This window comes from Pseudomonas sp. GL_093, assembly GCF_057837605.1.
Map to the genome: position 1 here is coordinate 2,881,192 of NZ_CM174448.1, position 22,078 is coordinate 2,903,269.

Below are 22,078 nucleotides of genomic sequence, written 5' to 3' on the forward strand. Positions count from 1 at the left end.
AGGAGAGTGAAATGCTTCTGGAAGGCTTTGGCCCGCAGATCCTGCTGGGCACCCTGGCCACTATCAAACTGGCGTTATGGTCATTGTTGATCGCGGTCCTGGCCGGGCTGCTCGGCGCCAGTTCCAAGTTGTCCTCCAACCGTTTGTTGCGAACGCTGGCCACCGGTTATACGACGGTGATTCGCAGCATGCCGGACCTGGTGATCATGCTGTTGCTGTTCTTCAGCTTGCAAATGCTGCTCAACCGGATGACCGATTGGCTGGGCATCGCTCAGATCGACATCGACCCGTTTCTGGCCGGCGTCATCACCCTGGCCTTCATTTACGGGGCTTACTTTACCGAGACATTTCGTGGCGCCTTCCAGGCGGTCCCGGCTGGCCAGCTCGAAGCGGCAAGGGCCTACGGCATGACCCGTGGCAAAACCTTTCGCAAAATCCTGTTCCCGCAAATGCTCCGTCACGCACTGCCGGGTATTGGCAATAACTGGCAGGTGTTGATCAAGTCGACCGCGCTGGTATCGATCATCGGCCTGACCGATGTCATCAAAGCCACGCAGGATGCGGGCAAAGGCTCGATGCAGTTCTTTTATTTCACGCTGGTCGGCGGCCTGATCTACCTCGCCATCACCACGGTGTCCAACGTTGTCTTGATGTGGCTTGAGCACCGCTATTCGGTGGGTGTCAGGAAGGCTGCGCTATGACCGGCATTCTCGAAAACTACTGGCAGGCGTATCTGTGGAGTGACGGGCCACATTTTTCCGGATTGGCGGTGACCTTGTGGCTGCTCATTCTTTCGGTGGTGACGGGCTTCCTGCTCGCGGTGCCGTTGTCGATTGCCCGCGTCAGCCGCAACCCGCTGATCCGTCTGCCGGTCTGGTGCTACACCTACGTATTTCGCGGCACCCCGTTGTACATCCAGCTGCTGTTTTTCTACACCGGGGTGTACAGCTTGCACGTGGTCCGATCCCAGGATTTTCTCAACGCGTTTTTCCGTGACGGGTTCAACTGCACGGTGCTGGCGTTCGCGCTCAATACCTGCGCCTACATGACCGAAATTTTCGCCGGCTCCATCCGGGCCACTCCCCATGGCGAAATCGAGGCCGCCAGCGCCTACGGCATGAGCCGGTTCACCCTCTATCGCCGGATCGTCTTGCCGTCGGCGTTGCGCCGGGCCCTACCGTTTTTCAGCAATGAAGTGATTCTGATGCTGCATTCCACCTCGGTGGCGTTTACCGCCACGGTCCCCGATCTGCTGAAAATTGCCCGCGACGTCAACTCGGCGACTTATGCATCCTTTGCCGCGTTCGGCATTGCCGGGGTGCTGTATGCCGGCAGCGCGTTTTTCCTGATCTGGCTGTTTCGTCGCGGCGAACTGCATTGGCTGGGCTACCTCAAACCGCGGACGCACTGACCCCTCACTGGACATGCTCGAATGTATAAATTGATCGTTGAAGATGTGCATAAGAACTACGGCAGCCATGAAGTCTTGAAAGGAGTCTCACTGAAGGCCAGGGCGGGTGACGTGATCAGCATCATCGGCTCTTCGGGGTCGGGAAAAAGTACCTTCTTGCGCTGTATCAACCATCTCGAACAACCGTCCGCCGGGCGCATCATCGTCAATGCCGAAGAGCTGCTGACCCGCAAGAATTCACGGGGCGATTTGTGTGCGGTCGATCCCGCGCAGTTGCAAGTCATGCGCAGCAAGCTGTCGATGGTGTTCCAGCACTTCAATCTGTGGAGCCACATGACGGTGCTGGAAAACATCATCGAGTGCCCGATGAGCGTGCTGGGTGTCCGACGGGCGGAGGCTCTGGAGCGGGCGCGGCATTACCTTGCCAAGGTGGGTTTGCCGGCAAAGGTCGAGACGCAGTATCCGGTCCAGCTGTCCGGCGGCCAGCAACAGCGCGTCGCCATTGCTCGTGCGCTGGCCATGGAGCCGCAAGTGATGCTGTTCGACGAACCGACCTCCGCCCTGGACCCCGAGCTGGTGGGCGAGGTGCTCAAGGTCATGCAGCAGCTGGCCGAAGAGGGCCGGACGATGGTGGTGGTCACCCATGAAATGGCGTTTGCCCGACAGGTGTCGAACCACGTCATGTTTTTGCATCAGGGACGGGTTGAAGAACAGGGGGCACCGTCTACTGTTTTGGATATGCCTGACAGCGAGCGGTTGCAGCAGTTTTTGGTGGGAAGCCTCAAGTAGCGTAAAACCCTCGCCCGGTCGACCTGTGTTTTGTTGATCGTGTACATATCCGTTTCTGTGGTCACGGCGGCTTATGGTTCCGCTCTTACAGCGGGTCACTTTGGAAGAGCGCCAAAGTAACCAAAGCGCATTTGCCCCTTTCGTTCGGTGCCTCGCTGTGGCTCGGCATGCCCTCGCTCCGGTCCTGCTCCGTGGGCCCGCCGCCATCGGCCATCCATGGCCGGGGGCGGCTAACCCGGCATCCATGCCGGGTTGCCCACTGCGCAGAACCTCCACTCGGCCTCTCGAGGGTGCGGTGCATCAAGATCAAAAGCTGCAGGCGAGCTAACGCTCGGCCTGTTGAGTGGTGAGGAGCGTGCGTGCATCCCCTCTCCCCGGTAGGAGCTGTCGAGTGAAACGAGGCTGCGATCTTTTGATCTTGCTGTTGCCGTTGCTTTGCTTTGGCTTCAGATCTGCCGCCCCGTTCCCAGAGGCCGAATGGCGGGGCAGGAGCCCTTGGTTACTTGGGGCTTTTCCAAGTGACTCGCTGTAAAAGCGAAACCGTAATCAGCCATCACCGCAGAAACGGATATGTACCCCAACCGTAATCAGCCATCACCGCAGAAACGGATATGCACCCCAACCGTAATCAGCCATCACCGCAGAAACGGATATATCCCCCAATCGTAAGTGAACAGCATTACGCCGTTTGTCGAGACATCCGTGCGAATAATTCTCGCGTATATCAACCTATCGGGTGTTTGATGAGGCATAGTCGCCTGGCACCAAGCGGCTCATACCCGTCAGGGGTTATAAAATGGGCGAACGGGAAGATTCGCCCTGTGATCAGTATTCAGGGAGCGTCATGGGTCATCCGTCCGTTAACAATCGAATTGAACAATCCCGTCATGGCATGCCTTGGGTCACCGAGCAAGCCGGGGTAACTCTCAAGGTTCGCTCTGCGGTGATTCTGCTGGTCGCGGTGTGCCTGTCCATGACGGCTATCGTGATTTGGGAATCCTGGAGCTCGCGCCAGTACCATCTGCACGACAAAGAAGTGGCGATGTCCAACCTTGCCCAGACCCTGGCCTCGCAAGCGCAGGCGTCGATCAAGCAAGCCGATACGTTGCTGTTGACCCTGGTGGATCGCCTCGAAAACGACGGCATCGTCCAGTCCCGGGTACCCCGGCTGGAGCGATTGCTCAAGGCCCAGCGCAGTGAGTTGAGCCAGCTCCATGGCTTGTTTATCTATGATGAAGAAGGGCGCTGGGTGGCCAATTCCAACGGCGCGGTCGTGCCCGATGCCAACAATTCCGACCGTGAATATTTCATCTTCCATCGCGATCATCCCGACCGCGGCCCCCACATCGGCCCGTCGATCAAGAGTCGTTCGAGCGGTGAATGGATCATGACGGTGTCCCGCCGCGTCAATCATCCGGATGGCCGTTTTGCCGGCGTGGCGTTGGCAACGATTTATCTCAGCCATTTCCTCGGGCTCTACGACAGCATCGACATGGGCGGTAACGGCGTGATCAACCTGATCGCCGACGACGCCACCATCGTTGTTCGTCGGCCATTCAAAGAAACTGAAATCGGCACCAGCGTCGCCAAGGGGCCGCTGTTTACGCAACTGTTGCCCAAGGGCAATTCAGGCACGGCAATCGTCCCTTCCTATGTGGATGGGGTCGAGCGGGTGGTCGGATTCCGAAGGGTCGAGGGTTATCCGCTGATCATCTTTGCTGCGCTGAATAAAGATGAAGTTCTGGCCGGTTGGCGTGAGGAGGTACTGCTGAGTGCCGGGATCGTCTCGTTATTCCTGGGGTTCCTGGGCGTCCTCGGTTATCGCCTCATTCGCCTCATGAAGCAGCAGAATCACGTGCAGGGCGTTCTGCTGGATGCGCAGGAAAAACTCATCGAGGTCAACCGCAGTCTTGAGTTGCTGGCGCTGGAGGACGCGCTGACCGGGCTGTCCAACCGGCGTCAGTTCGATCTGTTCATCCTCGCCGAAATGGGCCGCGCCAGGCGCAACCAGGCCCACCTCGCGCTGCTGATGATCGATGTCGATCACTTCAAGAGCTTCAATGATCTTTACGGCCATGTGGCCGGCGATGAGTGTTTGCGCAACATCAGCACGATCATCAGGGACAACATCAAGCGCCCCGGCGACCTGGCTGCGCGCTATGGCGGCGAAGAGTTTGCGGTGGTACTGCCTGGGACCGACTACGTGGGAGCGTTTCTGGTGGCGGAAAAAATCCGTCGCGCGGTTCAGATGGCCGGCATCGAGCACAGAGAGGGGGCTGAAGGCACGGTGACGGTCAGCCTGGGCGTCGCCGCTTACGACCCGGCGTCACAAGCCCAGCCCAGCGACCTGGTGGCTGCGGCCGACAAGGCGCTGTACGTGGCCAAGGCCAGCGGCCGGAACATGAGTGTCATTGCCAACTGAATTCAAACAAACCGGTCACTGCCCTGAACCAGTTTGGTGGACAGGTACGATTGCTTGAGTTTTTCCAGCCACCAGCCCAGGGCGCGGCCGTCATGATCGCCACGCCAGCCAGCATACAAAATATTCGGCTCACGCGGATCGGCCATCTGTTTTTCAACCAGCGTGCCGTTTTTCAGCAACGAGCCGACCCGATGTTTCGGTAACCAACCCACGCCCAATCCGTCGCACTGGGCGAGGATCTTGGCGCGCATGGTCGGCACGGCGAGCACCGGTTGGCCGCCGGAGACGCCGTAGGTGCTGCCCTCGGTCACTCTGGACGAATCGGCCACGACAATCGCCCGGTGCTGCGCAACCATGGCGCGTGAAATCGGCTCCTGGGCCCTGGCCAGCGGATGCCTGGGCGACACCGCGAACACCCATTCCATTTCCCCCAGTTGCATCCAGCGCAAGGAAGGGATCGCCGGTGGCTCGTTGGTGGCGCCGATGATCAAGTCCGCGCGGCCTTCACGCAGGGCTTCCCAAACACCTTTGAGGACTTCCTGAGTGATGCGCAACGGCACGCCGGACTCCAGCGCATCGAACTCGTGAATCACCGGGATCAATGCTTCGAATTCGAGCAACTCATCGGTAACGATCCATAGCCGGCTCTCCCAGCCATTGGCCACTTGCTGCACCCGCTGAGTCAGCCGCGAGACGTCTTGCATCAGTCGCGCCGCCTCGTTCACCAGCAATTCACCCGCCGGGGTCAGCTGCAAGCGGTAGCGACGGCGATCGAACAGCAAGGCATCAAAGCGTTCCTCCAGTTGCCGCGCCGCGTAGGACACCGTCGAGGGTGCCTTGCCCAAGTGGGCCGCCGCCCGGGACAGGCTGCCGGTTTCCCGGATGGCTTCCAGCAAGGTGAGATCTTCAATCGACAACATGGGCAGAATCCTCGAATCGGCTTCAGGTTGCCCGACGTAACTTCCACAGCCTGATCAACCGAAGGTAGACCAGCACGTTGATCGCCAGCACCACGCTGCCCAGTCCCAGCTGAATCGCCGGTGTCAGGCCCGCCGGGTAAATGACCGGCCACACGTAATGCTCGATGAAACCGCCGCTATAACCGGTTTGTCCGGCCGCGTCGCGCATGAGGTTTTCCCACTCGGTCAGCGGGCAGATCAAGTGGAAGACTTCCACCGACACGCCCCACGCAGCCGCGGGCAGGTGCCACCAGATCAGGGGGCGCCATTTGAGCACCAGCAGCCCGCCGAACAGCACGAACAGAATGAACAACAGATGAAACAGGACCAGCCCGTCGGCGGCGATTCGGTAAAACATGTCGACTCCCTGACGCGTTATGCGAATGGCTCCATGGTACTCGGGCTGGTTGCTGGCGCTCTATCGATTGTTGCTGTTCAACGCCGCCAGCACTTCCTTCAGACGCGCCACCATGGTTTCGCTGCTGCGTAGCATCGGCGCGCGCAGTTCGTCGTCGATCAAGCCTTCAAGGGCCAGGGCGGTTTTCACCGGGGCGGGATTGGGCTCGATGAACAGGCTGTGAATCAGCGGCAGCAGTTGGAAGAATGTCGCTCGACCCGCCGCTAACCGGTTGTCGCGGATCTGTTGATACAACGCCACGAACAGCTCCGGATGAACATGCGCCGAAGCGGCAATGGCGCCTGTGGCGCCCAGACACAAGGCGCTGAAGATCTGGTTATCTTCGCCGCACAGCACGTCGACCTTGCCACTGCCTAGCAGTGCCAGGGTGTTGGCCTGATTGCCGCCGCAATCCTTGATCGCGACGATTCGCTCATGGGCGACGATGTTGAGCAGGGTTGCCTGCTCGAACGCCACGCCGGTGCGGTAAGGGATGTCGTAAAGAATGAGCGGAACGCTGGAGGCATCGGCGACGGTTTGGTAAAACGCTTCGAGGCCCGCCTGGGACGGACGGATGTAATACGGCGGCGGTACCAGCAAACCGGCCAGTGGACGTTTCAGGATTTCGTTCTGAAATTGCAGCAGCTCGGCCATATTGTTGCCGGCCAGGCCCATGACCACCCGTTCCGCCGGCACCTGCTCCAGCACCGCATCGAGCACCGCCAGCTGTTCGTGTTTGCTCAGTGCCGCCGCTTCCGCCGTGGTGCCGCAGACCACAACGCCATCGACGCCTTTTTCCAGCAGATGATTGACCAGCCGGCGCAAGCCGACGAAATCGATCGCACCGTTGCGAAACGGTGTAACGAGAGGGACCCAGATACCTTGAAACGATGACATGCACGTACTCCTGAAGGTTGACCGATTTCGTCACCGTCAGAAGCGTAGAAGGCAGAAAGCAAGGGGAGGGTGTCCGTCGCGCTCAATGTCCTGTCAGCTCATCTGACGGGACAGCGCGCCCCGGTCACATGAGCGACTGTTTCTTCGATTTGAGGGCGTGCGCAACGCAACCTTGCGCCTTGGCATTCAAGCCAATGACGACAGTGTTGAGGTTGAAGGTTGCGGACATACTTGCTTACACCCTGAATGAGGTGCTCAGTTTTAAAAGCCAGCGCGATTTTTGTCAATCGCGAAAATCAGCCAACTCCGCACGCATACTGTCGTTGTGCCTGGCCGCGGACCAAGTGCGCAAGATTGTTCAAGCCAGCGGTCACGACTGCTGGCACAGTCTGAGGTCTTTCCCTGGTTGTAGAGCGTTATGTCCAATTCACTCATGCCGCGCAGTGCCTTTCTTCGCGGTGCTGCGGCGATCATGCCGTTGTCCCTGGCCACCGCGCCCTGGGGGCTGCTGGCCGGCTCCATGGCCATCGAGGCCAATCTCACGCCCCTGCAAGGCCAGGGTTTGTCGAGCATCGTATTTGCCGGGGCCGCGCAACTGGTGGCGATCGGCATGCTCAAGGGCGGTGCCGGGATCTTTTCGATTCTGCTGACCACGCTGCTGCTGACCTCCCAGCATTTGCTCTACGGGATGAGCATGCGTTCGGTGATTTCGCCGTTGCCGGGTCGCTGGCGTGTGGGGTTGGGCTTTTTGCTCACCGACGAGCTGTTCGCCCTGACCAGTCAGCATGACAAACAACAGTTCAATCGCTGGTACGCGTTGGGTGTCGGCCTGACGTTTTACATCGCCTGGAATCTCTTCACCCTGGCCGGCATCGTGCTGGGCAGCAGCATTCCGGGGCTGGAACATCTGGGGCTGGACTTTTCCATCGCGGCGACCTTTATCGCCCTGATCACCCCGGTGGTGCGGAACGTTCCGACCGTGGTGTGCGTGGCGGTGTCGTTGTTCTGCTCCGTGCTGTTCAGCTACTGGCAATGGGGCTCGGCGCTGGTGCTGTCGGGGCTGGCGGGCATGACCGCAGGCTTTATTTGCAACAAATTCTACGGTGGACGCACATGATGGTCTGGGCGGTGATTTTCGGCATGGGGCTATTGGTGTTCCTCAACCGCTATGTGTTTCTGGAGCCGCGGCTGCCCGTGCGCTTGAGCAGCAATGCGCGGCAGTTCCTGGGTTTTGCGGTGCCGGGCATGCTGACGGCGATCTGCGGGCCGATCGTGTTCATGCCAGACAAGCAGCTGAATCTGCAGTGGGACAACCCGTACCTGATCAGTTCGCTGGTGGCGGTGGGGCTGGTGCTTTACACCCGCAATACCTTGCTCAGCATGTTGTTGAGCATGGGGTTTTTCTTTTTGCTGCGTTGGTGGCTCTAAGTCGTTCCCGTCAAATTGTTCTACGCTTAAAGGGGACCCCTACAGGAAGAGAGGTGAGCATGGCTAATGATCCAAAGCGTCCATACCCGGATGAAGATGTGGATGACGAACCCACGGAAGAAGAGATTGAGCGGCAGAGGCGTTCGACGCCGGACTGGAAGCACCCCGACGACGGTAAAGAACTGTCAGACCGCGACCAGGAGCGTCCGCTGAAGCCTTGACCTCGCTGCATATACAAAAAAGCCCCGCTATCAAAGCGGGGCTTTTCATTGGTCGTTGATTAAATCAGATCGCTTCATTCCAGCGAATGTGCGTAATACCCAATTGCTGCGCTTTGATGCGCGCAGTTTCAAGGTTGGCGTGTGCGGCGATTTGAAGATCGGAGTCGGGATAAGCATGGGCAGACGCCGAATGTATTGCCTCGACATCCGAGAACTGTTCAGCCAGTTTGAAAAAGTGCTGACGAACGCCGTCGAACATATAGTGAACGGCATAGGGGACGAGTTTGCTCATATATTCCTCCTTGGGCCGAAGCTCTGTTATTGAGAGTGGCTCGATGTCGGGTTCGTTCAGTTCTTTGGCTGAATGAACCCGGTCCATTAACTCAAACCTCTTCCAACGGCAGAAAATCGGGGTGGGAGGCCCTATAACCCAAGGTCTTGTCGATCCAGGCGTTCAGTTCGTTAACCATGATCGGAGGTTTGCCCGGATAGTTTTCGAGGGTTGAACGAAGAATGTTGCTGATAGTGGAGATTGAACCCAGGTTGCGGGTCTTTATGTATTGCCCGATAAAACAGTCGAGTGGGTAATGTTCTGTCTTCGAAAGATAAACACACGCCAGACCATCGACTTGATTAATTGTGAAATCGTCGCGCAATTTAATTCTCTGCAAGGCTTGTTGTTGTAAGGATTTCCTTGGTTTATTGACTCTTTGGTCAATTGCGGGGTGCCGAAGGGAATGCGGCGCGCATGCTATCCATAGTTATTCTAAATGTATCGAAGTGTCAGACAGGCGGTTATCAGGTTAAATGGCAAACAAAGCAAAGTGTCTCTTGGCTGAAACAGCCTGTGTAACGTTCAAGTGATCAATATGTATATATAGCCGTTGCTTATGCCTGCATTTATGTCTGTATTGATACGTTTATAGGATTTCATCAATCAATGCTGCGCCTTGATTTCTTGAATTGCCCACCGCTTTGTCCACCTTGTACCACTCGAAAACCTCGCTGACTTCGCCCTGCAACAGCGCCATCTGCTCAGCGCGTTCTTTGGGGGTGGCCGGGTCAAGCCATTCCCGCGCCAGCGGCGCAGACAACACCACGGGGCGCCGGTCATGAATGTCGAGCATGCCGCCCGCGCTGTCGGCGGTGATGATCACAAAACCGTCATCCGCCCGCGGCTCATCACCCGCGCGGGGAAACTGTCCGATTGCGGCGCATAAAATCGGCGCCCGGTCCCGTCGGCGGATGAGCCACGGTTGCTTCGTCGAGCCCCCGGCATCGACCCATTCGAACCAGTTGTCGATCGGCACGATCGCGCGGTGCGGCCAGATCGCCCGGAAGAACGGGCCGTGGGCGACTTTTTCGACTCGCGCATTGATCGGTGCCGCCCGATCCTTCGCCCAGTGCGGCCGCCATCCCCAGCGCTGAAAGTCGGCGTGCAGCCCGTTGCTTTCCAGATGCAGGAGGGCGAGTTGCGTGGTGGGCGCCGCGTTGTAGCGGACCAGAGGTTCATCACCGACATGGTTGATCAACGCGTCGGGGATGCTCAGCACCGCGACAAAATCGTGGATGCCACGGTACTGCGACAGACGTCCGCACATTGGCTGATTCTCTGATTGAAGAGCTCCGATTGAAGAGCTCTGACTGGAGATTTCAGCTTAGTTGCTCAGATCACATGGGCGCGCTGCAACTCGGTCAACGACAAAGCCTTGAGGCGCGCCAGCAAAGGGTCGCGCCGGTCACGGGGATGGGCCAGTTGCACCGCCAGCTCCTGACGAATACTGCTGGGGCGATTGTCCATCACCAGCACCCGATCACTGAGGTACAGCGCTTCATCCACGTCGTGGGTCACCAGCAGCAGGGCGATGGCGTGACGTTCGGCCAGTTGCAGCAGCAGGTCCTGCAGTTTCATGCGGGTGAAGGCGTCCACCGCGCTGAAGGGTTCATCCAGCAACAGCACGTGCGGTCGCGAGTAGAGGCCGCGAGCGATCGCCACCCGCTGCGCCATGCCGCCCGACAGCGCTTTGGGCAGGGCTTGAGCAAAACCGCCGAGACCGACTTCGTCGATCAGTTGCGTGACCCAGGCTTTGTCGTAATGGTCGTCGGCGCTGAAACCGATGTTCTGTTCGACCGTCAGCCATGGCATCAGTCGCGGCTCCTGGAACACAAAAGCGACGTCCCCGGCGCTGCTGAGCACTTCGCCCTCAAAGTCCTTTTCCAGGCCGGCGATGATCCGCAGCAATGTGCTTTTTCCGCAGCCGCTGGGGCCCAGCAGGCTGATGGCTTCCCGCGGTTGCAATTGCAAGTGGATGTTCTTGAGCACGGTGGTGGCTGCGAAGGTTTTGCGCTCGACGCGAATGTCCAGCAGGTGGTCGGTCATGGCTCAATCCTCTGCGCTTTGGCCGTTGAAGGTGTCGCGCCAGGCGAGGAAACGCTTCTCCAGGCCGGCGAGGATGCCGTCGCTGAGTTTGCCCAGCAGCGCCAGCACGATGATTGCCGCCAGCACGATGTCCGGGCGTGAAGTCTCGCGACCGTCGCTGAGCAGATACCCCAGGCCTTTGGTCGCGGCGATCAGTTCGGCGGCGACCAAAAACATCCAGGCCAGGCTCATGCCGCTGCGCAACCCGGTGAACAGACCGGGCAGGGCGGCGGGCAGCAGAATGCGGCGCACCAGTCGCGGCCGGCTGAAGCCGTACATCTGCCCGACTTCCACCAGTTTGCGGTCGATGTCGCGGATCGCCGCGACGCCATTGAGGTACACCGGGAAGAAGGCGCCGATGGCGATCAAGACGATTTTCGAGGTTTCGTCGATGCCCAGCCACAGCAGCAACAGCGGCACCCAGGCCAGGCTCGGAATCGAGCGCAGGCCGGCGAACGTCGGCTCCAGCCAGGCTTCGGCTTCGCGGCTCAAACCGACCCACGCGGCAAACACCAGGGCCAGACCGGCGCCGATGGCGAAACCCAGCAGCACCCGCAACAGGCTGGCGCTGATGTGCTTCCACAGCGCGCCTTCGGCGAGGTCGCTCAAGGTCAGCGCGATCTCGCTGGGGGCCGGCATTTGGTAGGACGGCAACCAGCCGATACGTACGACGAATTCCAGCACGAGGAGGATCAGCACCGGTAGGGCGAGGGCCTTGAGGCGGAGTTTCCAGGCGTTGTTGAGGCGTCGGAGTGCGGGCAATGCCAGCGGGGCGGACAGGTGTTTGCTTTTGCTGGTCATTGGGTTCTCCGGTCACGACGAATCAAGATCAAGAGATCGCAGCCTCGTTTCACTCGACAGCTCCTACACGAGCCACGGTTTCTTTGAAGCCGGTGTCGATCAGTTGGTCGATCACTTGATCGACATTCACCCCACGACGAACCAGTTCTTCGGAAACCAGAATCGGTGCGGCAGCCTTGGAGGCGATCACGTCCTTGGCGGTCAGTTGCGGGCTGCTCAGGTCGGTGCGCGACAATTGCAGCTTGGCCACTTCCAGCGGCAGGCCGGATTCGCCAGCGAGTAGCTTCGCCAGTTCCTCCGGATTTTTTACCGCCCACTCGCGAGCTTGCTCGTAGGCATTCAGTACGGTTTCGATGGTCTGTGGGTGTTCTTTGGCATAGCTGTCGGTGACGCTGACCACGCCGTAGCTGTTGAAATCAGTGTTGCGATAGAGCAACCGCGAACCGGCCTGAACCTGGCTCGCAGCCATGTGCGGATCGAGTCCGGCCCAGGCGTCGACGTCACCTTTTTCCAGCGCGGTGCGACCGTCCGGGTGCTGCAAATGCACCAGTTCCACATCGTCTTTGCTCAGGCCTGCCTGTTGCAGGCTGCGCAGGGTAAACAGGTACGGATCGGTGCCTTTGGTGGCGGCGATTTTTTTGCCTTTCAGATCGGCCACGGTCTTGTACGGCGAATCCTTGCGCACCACCAGCGCCGTCCATTCGGCGCGGCTGTAGACGTAAACCGATTTGATCGGGCTGCCATTGGCGCGGCTCAGCACGGCGGCGAGGCTGGCGGAGGAGGCGAAGTCGACGCCGCCGCTGTTGAGGTATTCCAGCGAGCGGTTGCTGCCCTGGCTCAGTACCCAGCTGACCTTGGTTTGTGGCAGGGCTTTTTCCAGAAAGCCGAAGTGTTTGAGCACCAAACTTACGGGCGAGTAATAGGCGTAATCCAGATGCACTTCGGCCGGTGGCGCTTCAGCGGCCTGGGCAAGCGGTTGCAGGCTGAGCGCCAGGGCGCAGGCGCTGAGCAGAGACCTGACGTGGGGAAAACGGAAGGTGGGTTTCATGGGACAGCTCCGGGCAAGGCGGCGAGGTTCTTATTTCCAAAAAATCATTTTTTATAAATGCTTCCGGCATAAAAGGAATATTGCAGGCTCTGTGCCATGTTTTACGTGACGAGTGTTTTCAAGGCCTTGGCGATGAAGCAGGGGCAGAGAAATGTTCAAGGGAAAACAGTCTGTTTGGTCGCTGTTGCTGGGCAAACACTGTTTGCTGCTGGTCATGAGCTTATGCATAAATCGAATTTCAAATGGCTTCTGTAAGAGCGTTATGGTCTATCGCAATAACCCTCAAGGAGCCCCCGATGACCCTGTCCCGATTCGTACGCAGTCTGCTGACCAGCGCACTGTTCGCCGCACCACTGGCTTACGCCGCCGAGCCCGTCGTCCTGCACGTCGGTGATCAGAACTACTACAACGTTCGCGCTTCGGTGGAGGCGTCGGGCGTACTGAAAGATGCGCCGTACACCGTCGACTGGAAGCACTTCCAGGCCGCCGCGCCGCTGGCCGAAGCGTTGAACACCGGCGCGCTGGATCTGGGTTTTCTCGGCGATTCGGGTTTTCTGTTCCTCGCCGCCAAGCAGGCGCCGGTGAAACTGATCGGCGTGTCGCGGCAGAACCCCGACACCATCGCCTTGCTGGTGCCCAAGGATTCGCCGGTCAAGACCATCGCCGATCTGAAGGGTAAGAAAGTCGCTTACTGGCCCGGTGCCTGGAGCCAGCAACTGACCCTGCGCGCCCTGGAAAAAGCCGACCTGCCGGAAGACTATGTCGACTTCATCAAGCTGATGCCGATCGATGCCGCCGCCGCGTTGCCTCAGGGCAGCATCGACGCGTTCCCGGTCTGGGAACCTTACATCTCCCAGCAGATTCTGTTCTCCGGCGCCCGGCCGATCCTCACCGCCAAGAACCTGATGCCCGGCCTGAGCGCCATCGCCGCCTCGGCGCCGTCGATCGACAGCAAGCGCGAAGCCATTGCCGACTTTCTGGTGCGCCTGAAAAAGGCCCGGGCCTGGGTCGACAACCACACCGACGAGTACGCCGATCTCTGGGCGAAGAAAGCCAACCTTGACCAGAACGTCTCGCGCCACTGGTTGCGCCAGGCCCACATGACCGTCGGCCCGGTGGATGCGCAGGCAGCAAAGGATCTGCAAAGCACCGCGGACTTCCTGTTCAAGGTAAAAGCGCTGTCGGCTGCATTGGCGACTGCGCCGATTATCGACAGCTCGTTTCAGCAGGCTTTGGCTGAGTAAGCGTGCAGCGTTGCGTCATTGCCGGGTCGCTTGTTGCCCGAGTTTCTGCACGCCGGTCGAGGTGCTTTGCAGCATCTCGATGAACCGTAGCGCGGCGGGCGCCATGGCTTGTCCTGTGCGGGTGATCAGGCCGATGGCGCGCGTGATGCCCGGATGATCCACCGGCACTTTGACCAGATCATCGCGCCCGTCGTCCGCCGACTCGGGCAGCAGGCTCATGCCCAGCCCCTGACGCACCAGCGCCAGCACCGTCGACATGTAATTGGCTTCCAGTCCCGGCGACAACGGCAGTTGTGCGTCGGCGAACAGTTGCTCGACCAATTCGCGCACGCTGCTGTCGCGCCCGGTCAGGATGATCGGTTGAGCCGTCAGCTCGCCCAAGGTGACCGAGCGTCGCTTGGCCAGTGGGTGATCGATGGGGATGAACAGACACAGCCGATCTTCCATGACCACCTGAAATTCCAGCCCATGGCTCATTCGTGCCCGGACGCCGAGGCCAAAATCCACCTCGCCATCGCGAACCAGCGTGTCGATGCGTTGGGCGACGACGTCCCGCAGGCGAACTTCCACGCCCGGAAACTGCTCGCGAAACTGCTTCAGAAGTGGCGGCAGGGTTGAGGCGCACAGCGAGGGCAGGGCGGCGATGGTCACGACGCCGCGGCGCAACGACGCCAGGTCCCGCGAGGCGGTGACGATGTTTTCAAGGTCCAGCAACAACTTCTCCATCGGCAGCAATGCGCTTTGCCCGGCGCTGGTGAGGCTGACGTGGCGTGGGCTGCGTTCAAGTAGGGCGACGCCGAGCCAATCCTCCAGTTGTTGAATTTGCACGGTCAACGCCGAAGGCGAGAGGTTCAGTGCCACCGCCGCCCTGGAAAAACTACCGGTTTGTGCAACGGCCAGAAAAGCGCGGATGTGTTGGATCGAGTTCTTCATTTTGTTTTTCCGAATGATGACCGCCGAACATTTCAATTTACAAAGATTACCTGCAATTCCAATACTCGGTGAAAACAACAACAGCGCGTCTCATCGCCCAGGCGATCAGAGAGGCCGAACAGGATCTGCCCATGCTTGCCACACTCGGTGTCATTACCATTCTCTGTTTGCTTGCTGCTGTCATGAGCAAACGCCTTTCACCCCTGGTTGCATTGATCGCCTTGCCCATCATCGCCGCACTGATCGGTGGATTCGGCCTGCAGACCAGTGCCTTCATCATTACCGGTATCAAGAACGTCGCCCCGGTGGTCGGGATGTTTGTGTTCGCGATTCTGTTCTTCGGCGTGATGACCGACGCCGGCATGCTGGACCCGATCATCGACCGGATCCTGCACCGAGTCGGTACCCGCCCGACGCGCATTGTCATGGGCACCGCGCTTTTGGCGTTGCTGGTGCATCTGGACGGTTCAGGGGCCGTCACCTTCCTGGTGACCATCCCGGCCATGTTGCCGTTGTATACGCGGCTGGGCATGGATAAGCGCATTCTGGCCTGCGTCACGGCCATGGCCGCCGGGGTCAATTTCCTGCCATGGACCGGCCCGGTCCTGCGGTCCTCGGCGGCATTGCATGTGCCGGTAGCCGACCTGTTTCAACCACTGATCCCCGTGCAGATCGTGGGGCTGGGGTTCGTCTTTACCTGCGCCTGGTTCCTCGGTCGTCGCGAAGAACGGCGCTTGGGTCTAGGCGCCGGAGTGTCGGTGGACGTGATGCCGAAACGGGTGCTGAGCGACGCCGAGATTGCGTTGCGCAAGCCGCACCTGTTTTGGGTCAATCTGGTGCTGACCGTGGTGGTGATGGGCGTGATGATTGCCGGGATCGTGGACCCGGTGGTGATGTTCATGCTCGGTACGGTGCTCGCTTTGTGCCTCAACTACCCCAACGTCGATGCCCAACGTGCACGCATCGACGCCCATGCGAAAACGGCGCTGACCATGGCCAGCATTCTTCTGGCGGCCGGTGTGTTCACCGGGATCATGCAGGGCAGCGGGATGCTCAAGGCCATGGCTGAGGTCGCGGTGGCGCAGATTCCCGCCGGGCACGGCAAGTTGATTCCAATGGTGGTGGGCTTCATTTCCATGCCCTTGAGCCTGCTGTTCGATCCCGATTCCTTCTATTTCGGCATCATGCCGGTGGTGGCTGAAGTCGGCCGGGCCTTGGGCGTCGACCCTGTGCAAGTGGCCCAAGCGTCATTGCTGGGGGTGCACACCACCGGGTTCCCGGTCAGCCCGCTGACCCCCGCGACTTTTCTGTTGGTGGGGTTGTGCAAGATCGAACTGGCGGATCACCAGCGCTTCACCATCCCTTTTCTGTTCGCGGCCTCGGTGCTCATGACCCTGACAGCGCTGCTTCTTGGAGTCTTCTGAATGAAAACCTTACGCATCGGTTCCGGTGCCGGTTACTCCGGCGACCGCATCGAACCGGCCGTCGAATTGGCCGAGCACGGCGAGCTGGATTATCTGGTGTTCGAATGCCTGGCCGAGCGCACCATTGCCCTGGCACAGCAAGCGCGGCTGGTTGACCCCGATGCGGGTTTCGACCCGTTGCTGGGGGAGCGCATGCGTCGCGTGCTGCCCTTTGTCGGTCGTGGCGCCGATGGCCAGCGCCGACGTTTGCGGGTGATCACCAACATGGGCGCGGCCAATCCGCTGGCCGCGGCACGTGAAGTCCGACGGATCGCCGCACAATTGGGGTTGTCGGGACTGAAAGTGGCGGCGCTGACCGGTGACGATGTGCTGGCGACACTATTGCGCGATCTGTCGCAGACCCTGGATAACGGCAGCACGTTGGCGTCCCTGGGTGATCGTGTCATTTCGGCTAATGCTTATCTGGGCGTGGAGGGCATCATCGACGCGTTGCACGCCGATGCCGACGTGATCATCACCGGTCGTGTGGCGGACCCTTCGCTGTTCCTCGCACCACAGATGTTCGAATTCGGCTGGGCGGCGGATGATTGGTCGCTGTTGGGACGCGGCACACTCGTGGGGCATTTGCTCGAGTGTGCAGGCCAGATCAGCGGTGGCTATTTTGCCGACCCGGGGTTCAAGGATGTGCCGGATCTGGCGCGCCTGGGGTTTCCACTGGCCGAGGTGGATGCCACGGGACGCGCAGTGATCAGCAAGGTCGCCGGCTCTGGCGGACGCATCGATACGGCGACCTGCACCGAACAGATGATCTATGAAGTGCATGACCCGGCTGCTTACCTGACACCGGATGTCAGTGCCGATTTTTCGGGTGTGTTCTTCACGGCCCAAGGTCCGGACCGGGTATCGGCCCATGGCGCTGACGGCCGGGCGCGACCGCCGTCACTGAAAGTCTCGGTGGGTTATCTCGACGGCTGGATCGGCGAGGGCCAGATGTCCTATGGCGGGCCGGGTGCGTTGGCGCGAGGGCGATTGGCACGAGAGGTGGTACTGGAGCGCTTGAAACTGACGGGCGTGGTGTTTGAGGAGATCCGCGCCGAGTTGATCGGCGTCGATGCCTTGCACGGTACTGAATTGGGTTCACGGACGGACAGTGAGCCCTGGGAAGTGCGCCTGCGAGTGGCGGCACGTTGCGCCGATCGCGCCGAAGCGCTGCGGATTGGCAATGAAGTGGAAACCCTCTACACCAATGGCCCTTACGGCGGTGGCGGGGCCAGCAAGTCGGTGCGGCAGGTGGTGGGGGTGGCTTCGCTGTTGCTGCCGCGCGATGCCGTCACTCTGCAAGTTCATTTGGAGGACATTGCATGAGTCGCATCAAACTGCGTGAACTGGCCCATTCGCGAACGGGCGACAAGGGCGACACCTCCAACATTTCGGTGATCACCTTTCGTGCCGAAGACTATCCGCGACTGTGTCAGTGGCTGACGGTGGAGCGGGTGACCGAACATTTCGCCGAATTGCTCGGCCCACACAATCCACCGGTACGGCGCTACGAGTTGCCGAACGTCCATGCGCTCAATTTCGTCTTGCCGGGCATTCTGCGCGGCGGTGTGACCCGCTCCCTGGCGCTCGACGCCCACGGCAAGGCGTTGGGTGCGGCGCTGCTCGACCTGGAGCTATGAGCACCCGATGAGGCGACGCTGGAACCAAACACTGTGTACCCTTATCCAACCTCGGCCCGCAGCGACCTGCGGGCCGACGAAGGATAAATGGGCAAAACATGAAACAGCTGTTCAAGGTTCTCTCTGCACTCATCATCGCCACCGGTCTGGTTGGGTGCATCGCTTCTCCCATTGAAATGACGCCGCAGACCGAACAGCGTCTGAGCGCGCAACCGCCGGTCCGTTTTCTGCTGACCTTCGACGACGGTCCCAGCGCATCGAGTTTCTGGAATCCAACGATGACGGTGCTCGACAGTCTGGCCACTAACCCGGTGCAACCGAACCTCAAAGCGGTGTTCTTCGTGCAGACGGGTGCCCCGCGGGCGGGCGACAGTGACATCGGTCGCGAGGTCATGCGCCGCGAACACGCAGAAGGGCAGATTCTGGGCTTCCACACGGCGACCCACTCGCACACCAATCACCGCTCCCTGAGCCCGGAGGAGCTGGAGCAGTCGCTGACTAAGGGCAGCGCCGACATCGCCGCGATCACCGGCGCGCCGCCGACCCTGGTACGTCCGCCATTCTGGAACTATGACAAACGGGTCTTCGCCGCCTATCAGCAGCACGGCATGCACGTATTGCTCACCGACCTGAGCGCCAATGACGGCAAAATCTGGGGCTTCAACGCCAGCCCACGGCGGCGGGCCCACTTCTTGCGCACAATGTCCGAAGTGCGCGAGCGCATCGCTCTTGGCGAGTTGCCGGTGGTGGATGGGGTGATTCCGGTGGTGGTGACGTTCCACGACCTCAATCGCTACACCGCCCGGCACGCGCGCGAGTACCTGCAAATCCTTCTCGACAGCGCACAGGCTACCGGTGTGAAAATCGCAGAAAAGCCGTTTTACGACGACACGGCAGCGCTGCAACGGGCGGCCATGGCGCGTACCGTTCGCGACGGTTCAGAGGCGGTTAAATTGCCGGGGATCTGGAATTGGATCTGGGATGGGGATTCTCACTGAAAGGTTGCCAAAGTGAGAAACAGCTAACACTTTTTCTGACCATTGGCGGGCGCAGGATTGGAAAAGCGCATCTATGCTGAGCAAGTTGGATCCGATTACCTGCCACGGAGGCGCCAGTCATGGTTTCAGTTCCTGAGCTTTGCCGCATTGTTGAGTCCGGTTTTCAACCGCTTTCCTGTGCCTGCACAGTGAATCCGGACGAAACGTTGCGGATCAAAGTCTACGAACCCGCCACCGGGCGCATTGATCTGTTGATTACCGGTGTATCACCCGAACGGCTGACCAGCGTTCGCGATATCTCCAATCTGATTGGCGAGTTGCGCATTGAAATGCGTGCCGGGCGCCGGGCGTTTGCCGGTTGAAGTGGACTATGTAGCAGCTGGCGAAGCCTGCGTTCGGCTGCGAAGCAGTCGTAAAACCGGCATCTGCAGTTCACCTGAAACACCGCAGTGCCTGATTTCACGACTGCTTCGCAGCCGAACGCAGGCTTCGCCAGCTGCTACGGATCGCGTTACAGCTGCAATTACTCCCGCGGTTGCAGTTCATCAATCATCTGCAAGCAATGATTCAGCCCCGGCGATACGTCGCCCACGCGCCTGCTGAGAATGATCGGCGAGGTCGCGTTGTCTTCCAGCAGCGGCGTGAAACCAATGTCGTCGCGGTGCAGCAATTGCACCGAGGCCGGCACCAGGGTGACGCCGATTCCCGCTCCCACCAGACCGATAGCTGTTTGCAGTTCGTTGGTCCATTGCGCCACATGAATGCTCACGCCATAGGATTCGAATAACGCGATCACATGGTCGGCGTAGCTCGGGCGCGGGTTGCCGGGGTACAGCACGAACGGTTCTTTCGCCAGTTCGCGGAGGCTGATCGGCCCGGCCAGTAATGGATGGCCGGCGGGCAGGGCCGCGACCAACCGATCTTCGGTCAACACAGTCTGGATGATCGCCGGGTCGTCGATGCGGATTCGGCCGAAACCAATGTCGATGCGCCCGGCCTTGAGCGCCTGTACTTGCTGCAACGTGGTCATTTCCGAGAGCCCCAGTTCAAGCTCCAGGGGCTCGCCGCTGCGCAAACGGCGAATCAGTTCCGGCAGCACGCCGTAAAGCGTCGATGGGGCGAAACCGATGCCCAGCCAGGTCTTTTCACCCAGACCGATCCGTCGCGTGTTGTCGCACACCTTGCCCAGTTGCTCGAGCAGGGCGGTGGAATGCTCATGGAAAAACCGCCCGGCATCGGTCAGCTTCAGTGGCCGCCCGCGTTCCAGCAACAACACCCCGAGTTCATCTTCCAATTGCTGCATCTGCCGGCTCAGCGGTGGTTGGGCAATGTGCAGAAGCTCGGCGGCACGGGTGAAATTGAGGGTTTGAGCCAACACCTGAAAATACCGCAGGTGACGCAGTTCCATGGAGCCTCCAGACGCAAGTCGGTTGCATACCTTAAAGGTATCAAGTCAGACCAATTCTATATTGGCTTCCCGAAAAAAGCCGTACCAGAATCGGTTCCAGAACTTTAAGAACCTGACGGGTATCGACATGCTTGCAACAGCCATTGAATCGATCGAGACGATCATCGTCGATCTGCCGACCATCCGCCCGCACAAACTGGCGATGCACACCATGCAGAACCAGACCCTGGTGATCATTCGCGTGCGCTGCGCCGACGGCATTGAAGGCATTGGCGAATCCACCACCATTGGTGGCCTGGCCTACGGCAACGAAAGCCCTGACAGCATCAAGACCAACATCGACAAACACTTCGCGCCGCTGCTGCTGGGCCAGGACAGCGCCAACGTGAACGCCGCGATGTTGCGCCTGGAGCGCAGCATCCGTGGCAACACCTTTGCTAAATCAGGTATCGAAACCGCCTTGCTCGACGCTCAAGGCAAACGCCTCGGGCTGCCGGTCAGCGAGTTGCTGGGCGGCCGCGTTCGCGATGCCCTGCCAGTGGCATGGACCCTGGCCAGTGGTGACACCGGCCAGGACATCGCCGAAGCGGAAAAAATGCTCGACCTGCGCCGCCATCGGATCTTCAAACTGAAAATCGGTGCCGGTGAGGTCAACCGCGACCTGGCCCACGTCATTGCGATCAAAAAAGCCCTGGGCGATCGCGCCAGTGTGCGGGTCGATGTCAATCAGGCCTGGGACGAAGCGGTCGCGTTGCGCGCCTGCCGGATCCTGGGAACCAACGGCATCGACCTGATCGAACAGCCGATTTCGCGCAACAACCGCGCCGGCATGGCGCGCCTGAACGCCATGAGCCCGGCGCCGATCATGGCCGATGAATCCATCGAATGCGTGGAGGATGCGTTCAACCTGGCCCGTGAAGGCGCGGCCTCGGTGTTTGCCTTGAAGATCGCCAAGAACGGCGGCCCGCGCGCCGTGCTGCGAACCGCTGCGATTGCCGAAGCGGCCGGCATCGGCCTGTATGGCGGCACCATGCTCGAAGGTGGCATCGGCACCCTGGCCTCGGCCCATGCCTTTATCACGCTGAACAAGCTGGCGTGGGACACCGAGCTGTTCGGCCCGCTGCTGCTGACTGAAGACATTCTCAGCGAGCCGCTGGTCTATCGCGATTTTGAGTTGCACGTGCCGAAAACGTCGGGCCTGGGCCTGAGTCTCGATGAAGAACGCCTGGCGTTCTTCCGCCGTGACAAAACGTCTACTGCCATTCATCAAGCCTGAGGAGAGCATTATGCTGTTCCACGTAAAAATGACCGTGAACCTGCCGGTCGACATGAATCCCGAAGCAGCCGCGAAGCTGAAGGCTGACGAAAAAGCCCTGGCCCAGCGCCTGCAAGAGCAAGGCAAGTGGCGCCACCTGTGGCGCATCGCCGGGCACTATGCCAATTACAGCGTTTTCGACGTCGACAGCGTGCAGGAACTGCACGACCTGCTCATGCAATTGCCGCTGTTTCCGTACATGGCGATCGAGGTCGACGCGATGTGCCGGCATCCTTCTTCCATTCGCGAGGATGACCGCTGAACCCAGCCTGTTCAGTTCGCTAC

The 22,078-nt window shown here is 59.9% G+C and carries 26 protein-coding genes; 15 read left to right on the forward strand and 11 right to left on the reverse strand.

Going from position 1 to position 22,078, the window contains the following annotated elements:
* The first annotated feature begins 11 nt into the window (after positions 1-11).
* From AC3IUE_RS13265 to AC3IUE_RS13280, 4 genes are all read left to right on the forward strand, one after another.
* Entirely contained in the window at positions 12-701 is a 690-nt protein-coding gene (locus AC3IUE_RS13265; RefSeq protein WP_489267955.1) for an ABC transporter permease, read from the forward strand.
* On the forward strand, positions 698-1,411 hold the full coding sequence (locus tag AC3IUE_RS13270; protein WP_046048148.1) for an ABC transporter permease: 714 nt from the start codon (positions 698-700) through the stop codon (positions 1,409-1,411). Before AC3IUE_RS13265 ends, AC3IUE_RS13270 begins: the two co-directional genes overlap by 4 nt.
* 21 nt (positions 1,412-1,432) lie before the next feature.
* A complete protein-coding gene (locus AC3IUE_RS13275; protein WP_489267957.1) occupies positions 1,433-2,200 on the forward strand; it encodes an ABC transporter ATP-binding protein in 768 nt (255 codons plus the stop codon).
* Between the two features lie 844 nt (positions 2,201-3,044).
* Complete coding sequence (locus tag AC3IUE_RS13280; protein WP_489267959.1) at positions 3,045-4,622, forward strand: sensor domain-containing diguanylate cyclase; 1,578 nt, start codon at positions 3,045-3,047, stop codon at positions 4,620-4,622.
* A gap of 2 nt (positions 4,623-4,624) precedes the next feature.
* On the opposite strand, the gene AC3IUE_RS13285 is transcribed toward AC3IUE_RS13280, so the two are convergent.
* The 3 genes from AC3IUE_RS13285 to dapA are packed head-to-tail and all read right to left on the reverse strand — an operon-like array spanning position 4,625 to position 6,875.
* Positions 4,625-5,542, reverse strand: a complete 918-nt coding sequence (locus AC3IUE_RS13285) for a LysR family transcriptional regulator (protein ID WP_415764468.1) — start codon at positions 5,540-5,542, stop codon at positions 4,625-4,627.
* A gap of 22 nt (positions 5,543-5,564) precedes the next feature.
* Positions 5,565-5,939, reverse strand: a complete 375-nt coding sequence (locus AC3IUE_RS13290; protein ID WP_489267962.1) for a DUF2784 domain-containing protein — start codon at positions 5,937-5,939, stop codon at positions 5,565-5,567.
* A gap of 60 nt (positions 5,940-5,999) precedes the next feature.
* The gene (gene dapA, locus AC3IUE_RS13295) at positions 6,000-6,875 is read right to left on the reverse strand and encodes a 4-hydroxy-tetrahydrodipicolinate synthase (RefSeq protein WP_489267964.1); all 876 of its coding nucleotides are present in this window, start codon (positions 6,873-6,875) and stop codon (positions 6,000-6,002) included.
* A 418-nt stretch (positions 6,876-7,293) separates the two neighbouring features.
* On the opposite strand from dapA, the gene AC3IUE_RS13300 reads away from it, so the two are divergent.
* Genes AC3IUE_RS13300 through AC3IUE_RS13310 form a run of 3 tightly spaced genes read left to right on the forward strand, consistent with a single transcriptional unit; the run spans position 7,294 to position 8,524 of the window.
* A complete protein-coding gene (locus AC3IUE_RS13300; protein WP_462051327.1) occupies positions 7,294-7,992 on the forward strand; it encodes an AzlC family ABC transporter permease in 699 nt (232 codons plus the stop codon).
* Positions 7,992-8,303, forward strand: coding sequence for an AzlD domain-containing protein (locus AC3IUE_RS13305; protein WP_165353329.1), 312 nt, complete (start codon positions 7,992-7,994; stop codon positions 8,301-8,303). Before AC3IUE_RS13300 ends, AC3IUE_RS13305 begins: the two co-directional genes overlap by 1 nt.
* Positions 8,304-8,362: 59 nt before the next feature.
* Entirely contained in the window at positions 8,363-8,524 is a 162-nt protein-coding gene (locus AC3IUE_RS13310; RefSeq protein WP_008157331.1) for a hypothetical protein, read from the forward strand.
* Positions 8,525-8,588: 64 nt separating this feature from the next.
* Here AC3IUE_RS13310 and AC3IUE_RS13315 read toward each other — a convergent pair whose 3' ends face one another.
* The 6 genes from AC3IUE_RS13315 to AC3IUE_RS13340 form a co-directional block, all read right to left on the reverse strand.
* The gene (locus tag AC3IUE_RS13315) at positions 8,589-8,816 is read right to left on the reverse strand and encodes a DUF6555 family protein (RefSeq protein ID WP_489267967.1); all 228 of its coding nucleotides are present in this window, start codon (positions 8,814-8,816) and stop codon (positions 8,589-8,591) included.
* A gap of 91 nt (positions 8,817-8,907) precedes the next feature.
* Positions 8,908-9,180 carry a hypothetical protein gene (locus AC3IUE_RS13320; RefSeq protein WP_489267969.1) on the reverse strand — a complete coding sequence of 91 codons (273 nt, stop codon included), beginning with the start codon at positions 9,178-9,180 and terminating at the stop codon, positions 8,908-8,910.
* 264 nt (positions 9,181-9,444) lie between these two features.
* On the reverse strand, positions 9,445-10,125 hold the full coding sequence (locus tag AC3IUE_RS13325) for an SOS response-associated peptidase (RefSeq protein WP_489267971.1): 681 nt from the start codon (positions 10,123-10,125) through the stop codon (positions 9,445-9,447).
* A gap of 65 nt (positions 10,126-10,190) precedes the next feature.
* Positions 10,191-10,904, reverse strand: coding sequence for an ABC transporter ATP-binding protein (locus AC3IUE_RS13330; RefSeq protein WP_489267973.1), 714 nt, complete (start codon positions 10,902-10,904; stop codon positions 10,191-10,193).
* Between the two features lie 3 nt (positions 10,905-10,907).
* Positions 10,908-11,744 (reverse strand): ABC transporter permease, encoded by an 837-nt coding sequence (locus AC3IUE_RS13335; protein ID WP_489267975.1) that lies wholly within the window; start codon positions 11,742-11,744, stop codon positions 10,908-10,910.
* Positions 11,745-11,793: 49 nt separating this feature from the next.
* Positions 11,794-12,792, reverse strand: coding sequence for an aliphatic sulfonate ABC transporter substrate-binding protein (locus tag AC3IUE_RS13340; protein WP_489267977.1), 999 nt, complete (start codon positions 12,790-12,792; stop codon positions 11,794-11,796).
* Positions 12,793-13,088: 296 nt separating this feature from the next.
* Between AC3IUE_RS13340 and AC3IUE_RS13345 the strand changes: the two genes are divergently transcribed.
* Positions 13,089-14,036 (forward strand): ABC transporter substrate-binding protein, encoded by a 948-nt coding sequence (locus AC3IUE_RS13345; protein WP_489267979.1) that lies wholly within the window; start codon positions 13,089-13,091, stop codon positions 14,034-14,036.
* 15 nt (positions 14,037-14,051) lie between these two features.
* Here AC3IUE_RS13345 and AC3IUE_RS13350 read toward each other — a convergent pair whose 3' ends face one another.
* Positions 14,052-14,969, reverse strand: coding sequence for a LysR family transcriptional regulator (locus AC3IUE_RS13350; RefSeq protein WP_489267981.1), 918 nt, complete (start codon positions 14,967-14,969; stop codon positions 14,052-14,054).
* A 131-nt stretch (positions 14,970-15,100) separates the two neighbouring features.
* Between AC3IUE_RS13350 and AC3IUE_RS13355 the strand changes: the two genes are divergently transcribed.
* From AC3IUE_RS13355 to AC3IUE_RS13375, 5 genes are all read left to right on the forward strand, one after another.
* Positions 15,101-16,393 carry a CitMHS family transporter gene (locus AC3IUE_RS13355; RefSeq protein WP_489267983.1) on the forward strand — a complete coding sequence of 431 codons (1,293 nt, stop codon included), beginning with the start codon at positions 15,101-15,103 and terminating at the stop codon, positions 16,391-16,393.
* Positions 16,394-17,758, forward strand: a complete 1,365-nt coding sequence (locus AC3IUE_RS13360; protein WP_489267985.1) for an acyclic terpene utilization AtuA family protein — start codon at positions 16,394-16,396, stop codon at positions 17,756-17,758.
* Positions 17,755-18,072 (forward strand): AtuA-related protein, encoded by a 318-nt coding sequence (locus tag AC3IUE_RS13365; protein WP_489267987.1) that lies wholly within the window; start codon positions 17,755-17,757, stop codon positions 18,070-18,072. The genes AC3IUE_RS13360 and AC3IUE_RS13365 overlap by 4 nt, the downstream gene beginning before the upstream one ends.
* 98 nt (positions 18,073-18,170) lie before the next feature.
* On the forward strand, positions 18,171-19,070 hold the full coding sequence (locus tag AC3IUE_RS13370) for a polysaccharide deacetylase family protein (protein WP_489267989.1): 900 nt from the start codon (positions 18,171-18,173) through the stop codon (positions 19,068-19,070).
* Positions 19,071-19,189: 119 nt separating this feature from the next.
* Entirely contained in the window at positions 19,190-19,432 is a 243-nt protein-coding gene (locus tag AC3IUE_RS13375) for a DUF1652 domain-containing protein (protein WP_056744830.1), read from the forward strand.
* A gap of 161 nt (positions 19,433-19,593) precedes the next feature.
* On the opposite strand, the gene AC3IUE_RS13380 is transcribed toward AC3IUE_RS13375, so the two are convergent.
* Positions 19,594-20,478, reverse strand: coding sequence for a LysR family transcriptional regulator (locus AC3IUE_RS13380; protein WP_461997944.1), 885 nt, complete (start codon positions 20,476-20,478; stop codon positions 19,594-19,596).
* Between the two features lie 127 nt (positions 20,479-20,605).
* Here AC3IUE_RS13380 and AC3IUE_RS13385 point away from each other — a divergent pair, with 127 nt between their 5' ends.
* Together AC3IUE_RS13385 and catC are read left to right on the forward strand one after the other, a co-directional pair.
* Positions 20,606-21,754 carry a muconate cycloisomerase family protein gene (locus tag AC3IUE_RS13385; RefSeq protein ID WP_489267992.1) on the forward strand — a complete coding sequence of 383 codons (1,149 nt, stop codon included), beginning with the start codon at positions 20,606-20,608 and terminating at the stop codon, positions 21,752-21,754.
* 10 nt (positions 21,755-21,764) lie between these two features.
* Positions 21,765-22,055: a muconolactone Delta-isomerase gene (catC, locus tag AC3IUE_RS13390; RefSeq protein ID WP_046047438.1), complete on the forward strand. Its 291-nt coding sequence runs from the start codon at positions 21,765-21,767 to the stop codon at positions 22,053-22,055.
* The last annotated feature ends 23 nt before the right edge of the window (positions 22,056-22,078 follow it).

Coding starts and splice junctions, on each gene's coding strand:
- AC3IUE_RS13265 (WP_489267955.1), top strand. CDS start 12: ATGCTTCTGGAAGGCTTTGGCCCGCAGATCCTGCTGGGCACCCTGGCC.
- AC3IUE_RS13270 (WP_046048148.1), top strand. CDS start 698: ATGACCGGCATTCTCGAAAACTACTGGCAGGCGTATCTGTGGAGTGAC.
- AC3IUE_RS13275 (WP_489267957.1), top strand. CDS start 1,433: ATGTATAAATTGATCGTTGAAGATGTGCATAAGAACTACGGCAGCCAT.
- AC3IUE_RS13280 (WP_489267959.1), top strand. CDS start 3,045: ATGGGTCATCCGTCCGTTAACAATCGAATTGAACAATCCCGTCATGGC.
- AC3IUE_RS13285 (WP_415764468.1), bottom strand. CDS start 5,542: ATGTTGTCGATTGAAGATCTCACCTTGCTGGAAGCCATCCGGGAAACC.
- AC3IUE_RS13290 (WP_489267962.1), bottom strand. CDS start 5,939: ATGTTTTACCGAATCGCCGCCGACGGGCTGGTCCTGTTTCATCTGTTG.
- dapA (WP_489267964.1), bottom strand. CDS start 6,875: ATGTCATCGTTTCAAGGTATCTGGGTCCCTCTCGTTACACCGTTTCGC.
- AC3IUE_RS13300 (WP_462051327.1), top strand. CDS start 7,294: ATGTCCAATTCACTCATGCCGCGCAGTGCCTTTCTTCGCGGTGCTGCG.
- AC3IUE_RS13305 (WP_165353329.1), top strand. CDS start 7,992: ATGGTCTGGGCGGTGATTTTCGGCATGGGGCTATTGGTGTTCCTCAAC.
- AC3IUE_RS13310 (WP_008157331.1), top strand. CDS start 8,363: ATGGCTAATGATCCAAAGCGTCCATACCCGGATGAAGATGTGGATGAC.
- AC3IUE_RS13315 (WP_489267967.1), bottom strand. CDS start 8,816: ATGAGCAAACTCGTCCCCTATGCCGTTCACTATATGTTCGACGGCGTT.
- AC3IUE_RS13325 (WP_489267971.1), bottom strand. CDS start 10,125: ATGTGCGGACGTCTGTCGCAGTACCGTGGCATCCACGATTTTGTCGCG.
- AC3IUE_RS13330 (WP_489267973.1), bottom strand. CDS start 10,904: ATGACCGACCACCTGCTGGACATTCGCGTCGAGCGCAAAACCTTCGCA.
- AC3IUE_RS13335 (WP_489267975.1), bottom strand. CDS start 11,744: ATGACCAGCAAAAGCAAACACCTGTCCGCCCCGCTGGCATTGCCCGCA.
- AC3IUE_RS13340 (WP_489267977.1), bottom strand. CDS start 12,792: ATGAAACCCACCTTCCGTTTTCCCCACGTCAGGTCTCTGCTCAGCGCC.
- AC3IUE_RS13345 (WP_489267979.1), top strand. CDS start 13,089: ATGACCCTGTCCCGATTCGTACGCAGTCTGCTGACCAGCGCACTGTTC.
- AC3IUE_RS13350 (WP_489267981.1), bottom strand. CDS start 14,969: ATGAAGAACTCGATCCAACACATCCGCGCTTTTCTGGCCGTTGCACAA.
- AC3IUE_RS13355 (WP_489267983.1), top strand. CDS start 15,101: ATGCTTGCCACACTCGGTGTCATTACCATTCTCTGTTTGCTTGCTGCT.
- AC3IUE_RS13360 (WP_489267985.1), top strand. CDS start 16,394: ATGAAAACCTTACGCATCGGTTCCGGTGCCGGTTACTCCGGCGACCGC.
- AC3IUE_RS13365 (WP_489267987.1), top strand. CDS start 17,755: ATGAGTCGCATCAAACTGCGTGAACTGGCCCATTCGCGAACGGGCGAC.
- AC3IUE_RS13370 (WP_489267989.1), top strand. CDS start 18,171: ATGAAACAGCTGTTCAAGGTTCTCTCTGCACTCATCATCGCCACCGGT.
- AC3IUE_RS13375 (WP_056744830.1), top strand. CDS start 19,190: ATGGTTTCAGTTCCTGAGCTTTGCCGCATTGTTGAGTCCGGTTTTCAA.
- AC3IUE_RS13380 (WP_461997944.1), bottom strand. CDS start 20,478: ATGGAACTGCGTCACCTGCGGTATTTTCAGGTGTTGGCTCAAACCCTC.
- AC3IUE_RS13385 (WP_489267992.1), top strand. CDS start 20,606: ATGCTTGCAACAGCCATTGAATCGATCGAGACGATCATCGTCGATCTG.
- catC (WP_046047438.1), top strand. CDS start 21,765: ATGCTGTTCCACGTAAAAATGACCGTGAACCTGCCGGTCGACATGAAT.